The organism is Pseudomonas sp. D8002, from assembly GCF_013385695.1.
Taxonomy (GTDB): domain Bacteria; phylum Pseudomonadota; class Gammaproteobacteria; order Pseudomonadales; family Pseudomonadaceae; genus Aquipseudomonas.
The window spans coordinates 235,215-247,125 of record NZ_JACAPM010000049.1 but is presented as its reverse complement, the minus strand read 5'-3'; the positions used below and the strand labels follow the sequence as shown (position 1 = coordinate 247,125).

Genomic DNA, 11,911 nt, shown 5'->3' with positions numbered 1-11,911 from the left:
GAGTGCGGGCATGCCGAGCCTAGGCGAGGCACCGAGTGGTGGGGCAAAGACCTTTTGGTTACTTTTGGGGCGTTTGCCAAAAGTGACCCGCTGTAAGAGCGGAACCATAAGCCGCCGTTACCTAAATAACGGATATGTACCCCATCTACCCCACACCAATCATCCCCCAGCCTTATCGCGCACCATTCACCCCCAACCGTATTTATTGTGACCACAAGCCCCGTGCCTGACACTCAACCCATCCACCCCTAACCACCCCTGGAGTCCCCAATGAGTGAGCCTGTGCAGTTCCAAGACAAGGTCGTGATCGTCACCGGTGCCGGCGGCGGACTAGGCCGCGCCCACGCACTCCTGTTCGCCAGACACGGCGCCAAAGTGCTGGTCAACGATCTTGGCGGCTCAACCCAGGGCGAAGGCGCCAACGCCTCGGCGGCCGACCGCGTAGTGGCCGAAATCCGCGAAGCCGGCGGCATTGCCGAGGCCAACCACGACTCCGTCACTGACGGTGACAAGATCGTCCAGAACGCCCTCGACGCCTTCGGCCGCATCGACGTCGTGGTCAACAACGCCGGGATCCTGCGGGACAAAACCTTCCACAAAATGGAAGACAGCGACTGGGACCTGGTCTACCGCGTACACGTCGAAGGCGCCTACAAAGTCACCCGCGCCGCCTGGCCCCACCTGCGTGAACAAGCCTACGGCCGGGTGATCTTCACCGCCTCCACCTCCGGTATCTACGGCAACTTCGGCCAGTCCAACTACGGCATGGCCAAGCTCGGCCTGTACGGCCTGACCCGCACCCTGGCGCTGGAAGGCCGCAAGAACAACATCCTGGTCAACGCCATCGCCCCCACCGGCGGTACACGCATGACCGAAGGCCTGATCCCGCCGCAAGTCTTCGAACGCCTCAAGCCGGAATTGATCAGCCCGCTGGTGGTGTACCTGGGCAGCGAGGCGTGTCAGGAAACCTCCGGGCTGTTTGAGGTGGGCGGCGGCTGGATCGGCAAGACCCGCTGGGAGCGCAGCCTGGGGGTTGGGTTTGATCCTGAAGCCGGGTTCTCCCCGGATGATGTCGCCGCCCACTGGCAGCAAATCTGTGACTTCGACGGGGCCGCTCACCCCAAGGACAACATCGAGGCCTTGAAGGAGATGATGGCCAACCTGCAGAAGTACAGCCTGTGATCATTACGTGAAAAAGTTTTAATCAAGCGGGGCGCCATGGCGCCCCGCTTTATTTCAGGCATAAAAAAAGCCGCTGCAAAGGCAGCGGCTGAAGTAAGACGTTTGATCAAGGAGCAATAAATCAACGTCAGTGAACACCGGTAACAGATTGAAAATATTGATCAATCCATAAAAAAATGGCTGTTCCTCCAGGTTCTGGAAGCGGGCGGTTTGCCCTGAAAGCCAGGCAAGAATAGGCTTTTGTTACAAAATGAAAAATAGCGATTCGAGACAAGGACTGTTACCAAACCCGCAACAGTGGCAATAACACCTCATCCATCCTCCTGATAATCCTTCATCCATCTCGTCCATGGCCTCTCCAAGACCCCGGCCAGAGCGCCCTCTCATCCTTTCGAGCGACAACACGAATACCTCCTTGGTGCGCTTATCGCTCCTGATCGCGGGCAGTAGGGTGGGGCCTTCTGTCACATCACCGGGGAAGACGCATGACAAAAACAACAATGCGCGCCATCTTCAGGCCACAGGCGCTGGCCGCTGCGGTTGCTTTGGGTTGCTGTGCCCAGGCGCAGGCTGTTTCGTTCAACATCGGCGAGATCGAAGGGCAATTCGATTCCTCGCTGTCGGTCGGTGCCAGCTGGGGCATGCGCGATGCCGACAAGAAGCTGGTGGGCATTCCCAACGGCGGAACGGGCCAGGCCTCCACCGGCGATGATGGTCGCCTGAACTTCAAGAAGGGCGAGACCTTCTCCAAGATCTTCAAGGGCATCCACGACCTGGAACTCAAGTACGGCGACAGCGGCGTGTTCGTGCGCGGCAAGTACTGGTACGACTTTGAACTGCAGGACGAAGACCGCGAATTCAAGCAGATCAGCAATAACCACCGCGACGAAGGCGCGCGCTCTTCCGGCTACGAATTACTCGATGCATTTGTCTATCACAACTATTCCATCGGCGATTTGCCGGGCAACGTGCGCGTCGGTAAACAGGTGGTCAGTTGGGGGGAAAGTACGTTCATCGGCAACTCCATCAACAGCATCAACCCCATCGACGTTTCCGCGTTCCGCCGCCCTGGCGCCGAGATCAAGGAAGGCCTGATTCCGGTCAACATGGTGTTCGCCTCCCAAAGCCTCACCAACCAGTTGAGCGTGGAAGGTTTCTACCAGTTGAACTGGGAAAACACCGTGGTGGACAACTGCGGCACCTTCTTCGGTAACGACGTGGTGGCCCATGGCTGCAACGGCAACTACACCGTCGGCAGCCCGGCGATTGCACCATTGCAACCGGTAGCGGCGGCGTTTGGCCAGGGCTTCCAGGTTACGAAAGAAGGCGTAGTGGTGCAGCGTGCAAAAGACCGCGAGGCGCGCGATGGCGGCCAGTTCGGCATGGCGTTGCGCTGGCTGGGGGATGACACCGAGTACGGCCTGTACTTCATGAACTATCACAGCCGCACGCCCACCGTCGGTACCATCACCGCCAACACCAACCTGGCAACCATTGGCGCTATTGCCAACGCGGCCAACGGGATCGCCCCGGGTACCGGGGCCGGCCTGGCGCAAAGCACGATGCTCGGTCGCGGCCAGTATTACCTCGACTACCCGGAAAACATCCGCCTGTTCGGTGCCAGTTTCTCCACCACCTTGCCCACCGGCACCGCCTGGACCGGCGAAATCAGCTACCGCCCGAATGCCCCCGTACAACTCAACACCACCGACCTGACGCTGGCCCTGGTCAACCCGATTGCCGGCAACGCCGCTTCACCGATCAGCAGTTCCTTCGGTGCCGACAACGCCGGCTACCGCCGCAAGGAAATCACCCAGATCCAGAGCACCATGACCCAATTCTTCGACCAGGTACTGGGCGCCGAACGCCTGACCCTGGTGGGCGAGGCGGCCTTTGTGCACGTCGGTGGGCTGGAGGCGAAATCCAAGCTGCGTTATGGCCGTGACTCGGTCTACGGCCAGTACGGCTTCGGCGGCGACACTGATGGGTTTGTCACGGCCAACTCCTGGGGTTATCGCGCCCGGGCCATCCTCGATTACAACAACGTATTCGCCGGGGTCAACCTCAAGCCCAACGTGTCGTGGTCCCAGGACGTCAGCGGCTACGGCCCCAACGGCCTGTTCAACGAAGGCGCCAAGGCCATCAGCGTCGGCGTGGATGCGGACTACCGCAACACCTACACCGCGAGCCTGAGCTACACCGACTTTTTTGGCGGTGACTACAACACCCTCACCGACCGCGACTTCATCGCCCTCAGCTTTGGCGTGAACTTCTGATTTGGCTTAAGTAAGGACAAGAGACTATGCGCAAAATGATTCTGCAATGCGGGGTGTTGGCCCTGAGCCTGTTGGCCGCCAACGTGATGGCCGCAGTGTCGCCGGAAGAAGCGGCCAAGCTCGGCACTACCCTGACCCCGGTGGGCGCCGAGAAGGCCGGTAACGCCGATGGTTCGATCCCGGCATGGACCGGTGGTATCCCGAAAAACGCCGGGGCGGTGGACAGCAAGGGTTTCCTCGCTGACCCGTTCGCCAATGAAAAGCCGCTGTTCGTGATCACCGCCGCTACGGTCGACAAGTACAAGGACAAACTGTCCGAAGGCCAGGTGGCGATGTTCAAGCGCTACCCGCAAACCTACAAGATCCCCGTGTACCCGACCCACCGCACGGTCAACCTGCCGCCGGAGATCTACGAGTCGATCAAGCGCAGCGCGCTCAACGTACACGCGATCAACGACGGCAATGGCCTGGAAAATTTCACCGGCAACCGCTACTACGCCTTCCCGATTCCGAAAAATGGCGTGGAAGTGCTGTGGAACCACATCACCCGTTACCACGGCGGCAACCTGCGCCGCATCATCACCCAAGCCACGCCGCAAACCAACGGCAGCTACACGCCGATCCGTTTCGAGGAAGAAGTGGCCGTACCGCAACTGATCCCGGACATGGACCCGGTCAAGGGCGCCAACGTACTGACCTTCTTCAAACAATCGGTGACCGCTCCGGCGCGCCTGGCCGGCAACGTACTGTTGGTGCATGAGACGCTCGACCAGGTGAAGGAACCGCGCCTGGCCTGGGTCTACAACGCCGGTCAGCGCCGGGTACGCCGTGCGCCGCAAGTGGCCTACGACGGGCCGGGCACTGCGGCCGACGGCCTGCGCACCTCGGATAACTTCGACATGTTCTCCGGCGCCCCCGACCGCTACGACTGGAAGCTGGTGGGCAAGAAGGAGATGTACATTCCCTACAACAGCTACAAGCTCGACTCGCCGACCCTCAAGTACGACGACATCATCAAGGCCGGCCACATCAACCAGGATTTGACCCGCTACGAGCTGCACCGGGTCTGGGAAGTGATCGGCACGGTCAAGCCGAGCGAACGGCACATCTACGCCAAGCGCCACATGTACATCGACGAAGACAGCTGGCAGGTGGCGCTGGTGGACCACTACGACGGCCGCGGCCAGCTGTGGCGTGTTGCTGAAGGTCACGCGCAGTTCTACTACGACCATCAGGTGCCGGCCTACACCGTCGAAACCCTGTACGACATCATCGCCGGGCGCTACATCGCCCTGGGCATGAAGAACGAAGAGAAGAGCAGCTTTGTGTTCGGCTTTGCGGCCAAGGCGGCCGACTACACGCCGGCAGCATTGCGCTCGGAAGGCGTGCGCTAAAACCTGATTGAAATGCGATCAAACTGTGGGAGCGGGCTTGCTCGCGAAGGCGGTCTGTCAGTTAAAGCATCAGTGACTGATACACCGCCTTCGCGAGCAAGCCCGCTCCCACATTTACTGTGTTCCACCTTTAGAACGAGTGCCGGGTGGCCTTTTGGCTCCCGGCTTTTTTATGCCCGCCAATCAGCCTGCTGAATACTCCTCAACAACCGCCAGCCACAGGACTAGGGTAGGGCGCACGCCGCCTAATAATAAAAAACAGGGACGCAGTAATGACCGCCATGACCCGTTGTCTGGATCGTCCTGGATTCATGCCACGCTTGTCTCCCCATCATCTGTTGCGCCCGCGCCTGGCCGTGCCGCTGCTCAACGCCACGGCACGGGTGAAGTTGCTCTGCGCCCCGGCCGGCAGCGGCAAGAGTGCATTGCTCGCCGAGTGCGCGTTGCAGGCGCCTTCGCAGTGCCAGGTGTACTGGTTGCCGCTGAATGGCGTGGCCTCGGATTTGTGTCAGCGCCTGGCGCAAAGCCTTGGCCTCGACTTTGTTGATGAGCCCACGTTGCTGCTGGCCCTGAACCGCTGGCAAGCGCCGGCCTGGTTGTTTCTCGATGACTTCTGCCGCGTGCCGGCGCCTGAACTGGATGGGTTGCTTGACCGCATTCTGGCGGCCAGCAGCCCGGCCTTGACCTGGTGGATCGGCGCGCGGCGGCGGCCGGCCTGCAACTGGCCCCGGCTGTTGCTTGATGATGAACTGTGGGAAAGCAGCGCTGCCGAGTTGGCGTTTGACCCCAGCGAAATCCAGCACTTGGCCGGGCCCAGCGCCGACAAGGTGTTGCAGTTCAGCGCCGGCTGGTGCGCCGGAGTGCGTATCGGATTGCTTGAAGGCGACGGGCACCCGGACAAAACCTTGCTCGACTACCTGCAACACGAGTTGTTCACGGGCCTGGCGCCGGAATTGGCCGAGGCCTGGCGAGTACTCGCGCACCTGCCACGCTTCAACCCGAGCTTGTGTGACCACCTGTTCGGCTTTGGTGATGGTGGCGACTACCTGCGAGACTTGCAGACGCTGGGCGCCTTTATCGAGCCCTGGGAGGAGTCCACCGACTGGCTGCAAGTCTTCCCGCCACTGGCCCAACTGATGCGCGCCGAACCCTGGCCGGCCAGGCGCTCCTGGCACCGGCGCGCGTGCCAATGGTTTACCGCCGCCGAGGACTGGCAAGCAGCCTTTGAGCAAGCGTTGCAGGCCGAAGAGTACGAAGTGGCCGTAAGCCTGTTGCAGCATTTCAGTTTTGAAGACCTGTTCCGCCAGCAAAACGCGGTGCTGTTGTTGCGCCTGCATGAGCAGCATGGTGATGAATTGATGCTGGGCTCGGCGCAACTGGTGGGCTTGGTCACGGCGGCGTTGCTGTTTGCCGGGCGTTTCGACCAGGCGGCGTTGTGCATTGACCAACTGGCGCGTTTCACTCCGCAACCGACCGCGCACCTGCAGCGTTATCTGCTGGCCCGCTGGCAGGCGCAATGGGGCTGGCTGTTGCATCTGGGCGGCGAAGCCGCACGGGCCCGGGAACATTTTCTCGAAGCCCTGCAAGACTTGCCCGAGAGCGCCTGGACGTCGCGCCTGATGTGCCTGTCGGGCCTGACCCAGCAAGCCTTGCTGCGTGGCGAGCTGGACGTGGCCCAGGCGCTGAACCGCGAGGCGTTGTGCCTGGCGCGCTCCCACGGCTCACTGCTGTTGGAGGCATTGTTGGAGCTCGATCATGCGCAGTTGCTGGAGCAGCGCGGCGCGCCGTATCGGGCCCAAAGCCTGCTGGAGAATGTGCAGCGCATGCTGGTGCAACAGCGGCTTAAAGCCGGGCCGTTGATGGGACGGATTTGCTTGCGGCGTGGGCACCTGGCGCTGCGCCAGGGCCACGACGCCGTGGCCGCCGAATGCTTCGAATCCGGCCTGGGCATGTGCCTGCACAGCCAGGACAAACGCGTGCTCTACGGCTACCTGGGACTGGCGCTATTGGCCGCCAACAAGGGCGATTACGCCCAGGCGTTTATCCAGTTGCGCGACGCTGAACGCCTGATGCAGCAACGCCAGGTGCCCGACACCGTCTATCGCGCCGTATTGCTGTTGCTCAGCGGGCATTTCTGGCTGCAACAGGGTCGCGCCGAACTGACCCTGGAGGCGGTGACCCGGGTGCTGCGGCACTACCGTGGCCCCAAGGCGAAACAAGCACCGCCGGCCACCCTGGAGTTGATCCCCAGGCTTGAATATTTGCAGGTGCTGGCCGAAGTGAAATTGCATCGCGCCGAAGAGCCTGTCGCCCGCCTGAGTGCGTTACTGGAGGCCGCCCGTCAGCGGGGCATGCTGTGCCTGGAAGCGGAGTTGCACTTGGTGCTGGGGGAAGTGGCCTGGCAAGTCGGCGATCGCCCGTTGGCCGTGCGCTCGCTGGAAGCCGGATTGGAACTGGCGGGGCGTTGCCAGGTACAGCAGGCGATTCGCGAGCTGCGCCTCAGGCAACCGGGGTTGTTGAGTGCATTGGGGCTGGAACCGCAGGAATGCCCGGCGGCGGCGGGGGAAAATCCCCTGAGCCAGCGCGAGCTTGAGGTGCTGCAACTGATTGCCCAGGGCAATTCCAATCTGGAAATTGCCAGCCAATTGTTTATCTCGCTGCACACGGTAAAAACCCATGCGCGGAGGATTCACAGCAAGTTGGGGGTGGAGCGGCGCACCCAGGCGGTGGCGAAAGCCAAGACGCTGGGCTTGATGGCCTGAAGCCATGCACTATTCGTCAAACAATGACGATCAAATGTGGGAGCGGGCTTGCTCGCGAATGCGGTGTATCAGTCACTTATGCTTTAACTGACAGACTGCATTCGCGAGCAAGCCCGCTCCCACATTTTGTTCTGTTGGGTGCCTGATACTGAGCGTTACGGCTGATAACCCATGCGCCAACTCACCGCCTGGGTCGCCGCCAGCAAACGCTTCGCCGCCGGGCCGTCTTCATCGGCATGGAACAGCGACGTCGGCCCCACCACGGTCAACACCGCCGCCACTTGCCCGACCGCGTTGAACACCGGCGCCGACAACGCGTCCACACCCGGCATCAGCAAACCATGCACAAAGTGCAAGCCGCGCTGGCGGATCTGCTCACAGGTGGTCGCGTATTCCTGGTCATCCGCCAACGCATGGGCAACGCCCGCCTGAATCTCCCGCTCGCGCAACTCCACGGTTTCCCGCGACGGCAGGAACGCACTGAACACCAGCCCGGTGGACGAACTGAGCAACGGCAACACCGAGCCCAATTGCGTGACCACCGTCACCGCGCGCACCGCCGGCTCGATATGCACCACCGTCGCGCCCTGGTTACCCCAGACGGCCAGGAAGCAGGTTTCATTCAACTCATCCCGCAGTTCCGCCAGGGGCAGGGCGGCGACTTTCAGCACGTCCATGCTGCCCAGCGCGGCCAGCCCCACGCGCAAGGCTTCACGGCCCAGGCCGTAATGGTTGGTGGCGGTGTTCTGTTCGGCAAAACCCGAGGCAATCAGCGCCTGCAAATAGCGGTGGACCTTGCTCGCCGGCATTTGCACGTGCTCGGCCAGGCGCGACAACGAGGTGGCCGGCGACAGTTCAGCCAGGGCCTTGAGGATGTCGGTGCCCACTTCAGCCGAGCGGACTTTCTGTTTACCGGTGTCGCGGGGGGCGGGCGGCTTTTCCATGGAAGGCATGAATCCGAAAGACGAATGGGCGTCTTTATAGCTTGACGGTCAACAGGTATCAAATTACGTTATGCGTAACTGGATTACGATAAAAACAACTTCCGCTCAGAGGACGATCCATGACCCTCGAATACCAATCGGGTTTTGGCAATGAATTTGCCACTGAAGCCTTGCCCGGTGCATTGCCCGTCGGCCAGAACGCCCCGCAGAAAGCGCCCTACGGGCTGTACACCGAACTCTTCTCCGGCACCGCCTTCACCATGGCCCGCAGCGAAGCCCGGCGCACCTGGTTGTACCGCATCCAGCCGTCGGCCAATCACCCGGCGTTCGTCAAGCTGGAACGGCAATTGGCCGGTGGACCGCTGGGCGCTGTGACGCCCAACCGCCTGCGCTGGAACCCGCTGGATATTCCGGGTGAGCCGACAGATTTCATCGATGGCCTTGTAGGCATGGTCGCCAATTCCGGATCGGAAAAACCCTCGGGCATCAGCATCTACAACTACCGCGCCAACCGTTCGATGGACCGCGTGTTCTTCAACGCGGACGGCGAACTGTTGGTCGTTCCCGAACAGGGCCGCCTGCGCATTGCGACCGAACTGGGTGTGCTGGAAGTCGAGCCACTGGAAATCGTCGTGCTGCCCCGCGGCCTGAAATTCCGCGTCGAACTGCTGGATGCCCAGGCCCGCGGTTACGTCGCCGAGAACCATGGCGCGCCACTGCGCCTGCCGGACCTTGGTCCTATCGGCAGCAACGGCCTGGCCAACCCACGGGATTTCCTCACGCCGGTCGCCCATTACGAAGACCTCAAGCAACCGACCACGCTGGTGCAGAAATTCCTCGGTGAACTGTGGGGCTGCCAGCTCGACCATTCGCCGCTGAACGTGGTGGCGTGGCACGGCAACAACGTGCCGTACAAATACGACCTGCGTCGTTTCAACACCATCGGCACCGTGAGCTTCGATCACCCGGACCCGTCGATCTTCACCGTATTGACCTCGCCCACCAGCGTGCACGGCCTGGCCAACCTCGACTTCGTGATCTTCCCGCCCCGCTGGATGGTCGCCGAAAACACCTTCCGGCCACCGTGGTTCCACCGCAACCTGATGAACGAATACATGGGCCTGATCCAGGGTGCCTATGACGCCAAGGCTGAAGGCTTCGTGCCCGGCGGTGCGTCGTTGCACAGCTGCATGAGCGCCCACGGCCCGGATGGCGAGACTTGCACCAAAGCCATCAACGCGACGCTTGAGCCCCACAAGATTGATAACACCATGGCGTTCATGTTCGAGACCAGCCAAGTGCTGCGTCCTACACAGTTCGCGCTGGAATGCCCGCAACTGCAACCTTCCTACGACGCTTGCTGGGCCTCGCTCCCTGCAACCTTCAACCCGAATCGGAGATAACCCATGACTCAGCCTAATCTCACCCGCAGTTGGGTGGTTTCCGCCAACGGTCACCGGGATTTCCCGCTGCAAAACCTGCCGTTGGGGGGGTTCAGCGTTAATGGCTCGGCACCGCGCAGTGGCGTGGCGATTGGCGAGCAGATTCTTGATCTGCACGCCGCGCTGGAATGCTTTGAAGGCGAAGCCCGCCGGGCCGTTGAAGCCACCGCTGGCGGCCAATTGAACGCGTTTTTCGAACTCGGCCGTGGCCCGCGCGTGGCCTTGCGTGAACGCCTGCTGGAACTGTTGGCCGAAGGCAGCGACCAGCAAGGCAAACTGCAAGCTGCGCTGCACCCGGCTGCCGATTGCCAGATGCACCTGCCGGCCAGGATCAACGACTACACCGACTTCTACGTGGGCATCGAGCACGCGCAAAACGTCGGCAAGCTGTTCCGCCCGGACAACCCGCTGCTGCCCAACTACAAGTATGTGCCGATCGGCTACCACGGCCGCGCGTCGACGATTCGCCCGTCGGGCACCGAGGTCCGCCGCCCGAAAGGCCAGACCCTGCCAGCCGGCCAGACCGAGCCGACCTTCGGCCCCTGCGCACGCCTGGACTACGAGCTGGAGCTGGGCATCTGGATCGGCCAGGGCAATGCCATGGGCGACTCGATTGCCATCGGCGACGCGGCTGATCACATCGCCGGTTTCTGCCTGCTCAACGACTGGTCGGCGCGGGATATCCAGGCCTGGGAATACCAGCCGCTGGGCCCGTTCCTGTCGAAGAGTTTCATCACCAGCATTTCGCCATGGGTGGTGACGGCTGAAGCCCTGGAACCGTTCCGCAAGGCACAACCGGCGCGCCCTGAAGGCGACCCACAACCGCTGGCATACCTGCTGGACAAGCGCGACCAGGCGGCCGGTGGTTTTGATATCGAACTGGAAGTGCTGCTGACCACCGCCTCGATGCGCGAGCAGAACCTGCCGGCCCATCGCCTGACCCTGAGCAACACCCAACACATGTACTGGACCGTCGCGCAGATGGTTGCGCACCACAGCGTCAATGGCTGCCAGTTGCAGGCGGGTGACCTGTTTGGTTCGGGCACCTTGTCGGGGCCTGAAGCCGGACAATTCGGCAGTCTGCTGGAAATCACCGAGGGCGGTAAAAAGCCGATCGAACTGGCCTCCGGCGAGGTGCGGAAATTCCTTGAAGATGGCGACGAAATCATCCTGCGTGCCCGCTGCACCCGCGACGGTTTTGCCTCCATCGGCTTCGGCGAATGCCGGGGTACCGTGGTCGCGGCGCGCTGAGAGGGCAGGGCCATGGAACTCTATACCTACTACCGCTCCACTTCGTCCTACCGGGTGCGGATCGCGCTGGCCCTCAAGGGCCTGGACTTCACCGCCGTGCCGGTCAACCTGCTGGTGCCCAAGGGCGGCGCCAACCATCAGCCGGAGTATCTGGCGATCAACCCGCAAGGTCGCGTGCCGGCCTTGCGCACCGATGAGGGTGATGTGTTGATCCAGTCGCCGGCAATCATCGAATACCTGGAGGAACGTTATCCACAGGTGCCGTTGCTCTCCACGGATCTGGCAACCCGCGCCCATGAGCGCGCGGTGGCGTCGATCATCGGTTGCGACATCCACCCGCTGCACAACTCCAGTACCCAGAATCTGCTCAAGCAATGGGGGCACGATGAAGCGCAGGTGCTGGAGTGGATCGGGCACTGGATCAGCCAGGGCCTGGCGGCGGTTGAGCAGTTGATTGGTGATCAGGGTTATTGCTTTGGCGAGCAGCCGGGGATGGCGGATACGTTCTTGATTCCACAGTTGTATGCGGCCGAGCGGTTCAAGGTGTCGCTGGCGGCGTACCCGCGCATTCAGCGGGTGGCGGGGTTGGCGGCGCAGCATCCGGCGTTCATGGCGGCTCATCCCGCCAACCAACCGGATACCCCATAAATCTCCAGGCTC

Annotated in this window: 8 protein-coding genes; 7 read left to right on the top strand and 1 reads right to left on the bottom strand. The window is 61.9% G+C overall.

What is annotated here, in order from left to right; genetic code table 11:
- Window positions 1–270 precede the first annotated feature (270 nt).
- From HX807_RS27140 to HX807_RS27125, 4 genes are all read left to right on the top strand, one after another.
- Window positions 271–1,182, top strand: a complete 912-nt coding sequence (locus HX807_RS27140; RefSeq protein ID WP_008438591.1) for an SDR family oxidoreductase — start codon at window positions 271–273, stop codon at window positions 1,180–1,182.
- Between the two features lie 485 nt (window positions 1,183–1,667).
- The gene (locus tag HX807_RS27135) at window positions 1,668–3,458 is read left to right on the top strand and encodes a DUF1302 domain-containing protein (RefSeq protein WP_023659149.1); all 1,791 of its coding nucleotides are present in this window, start codon (window positions 1,668–1,670) and stop codon (window positions 3,456–3,458) included.
- Window positions 3,459–3,484: 26 nt separating this feature from the next.
- Window positions 3,485–4,852 carry a DUF1329 domain-containing protein gene (locus tag HX807_RS27130; RefSeq protein ID WP_003212808.1) on the top strand — a complete coding sequence of 456 codons (1,368 nt, stop codon included), beginning with the start codon at window positions 3,485–3,487 and terminating at the stop codon, window positions 4,850–4,852.
- 272 nt (window positions 4,853–5,124) lie between these two features.
- Entirely contained in the window at window positions 5,125–7,614 is a 2,490-nt protein-coding gene (locus HX807_RS27125; protein ID WP_177051638.1) for a LuxR C-terminal-related transcriptional regulator, read from the top strand.
- 155 nt (window positions 7,615–7,769) lie between these two features.
- On the opposite strand, the gene HX807_RS27120 is transcribed toward HX807_RS27125, so the two are convergent.
- Complete coding sequence (locus HX807_RS27120; RefSeq protein ID WP_008438587.1) at window positions 7,770–8,558, bottom strand: IclR family transcriptional regulator; 789 nt, start codon at window positions 8,556–8,558, stop codon at window positions 7,770–7,772.
- A 119-nt stretch (window positions 8,559–8,677) separates the two neighbouring features.
- Here HX807_RS27120 and hmgA point away from each other — a divergent pair, with 119 nt between their 5' ends.
- The 3 genes from hmgA to maiA are packed head-to-tail and all read left to right on the top strand — an operon-like array spanning window position 8,678 to window position 11,899.
- Window positions 8,678–9,961 (top strand): homogentisate 1,2-dioxygenase, encoded by a 1,284-nt coding sequence (gene hmgA, locus HX807_RS27115; RefSeq protein ID WP_177046350.1) that lies wholly within the window; start codon window positions 8,678–8,680, stop codon window positions 9,959–9,961.
- A gap of 3 nt (window positions 9,962–9,964) precedes the next feature.
- A complete protein-coding gene (gene fahA, locus HX807_RS27110) occupies window positions 9,965–11,251 on the top strand; it encodes a fumarylacetoacetase (protein ID WP_177051636.1) in 1,287 nt (428 codons plus the stop codon).
- 12 nt (window positions 11,252–11,263) lie between these two features.
- Window positions 11,264–11,899 carry a maleylacetoacetate isomerase gene (maiA, locus tag HX807_RS27105; protein WP_008438576.1) on the top strand — a complete coding sequence of 212 codons (636 nt, stop codon included), beginning with the start codon at window positions 11,264–11,266 and terminating at the stop codon, window positions 11,897–11,899.
- Window positions 11,900–11,911: the final 12 nt, after the last annotated feature.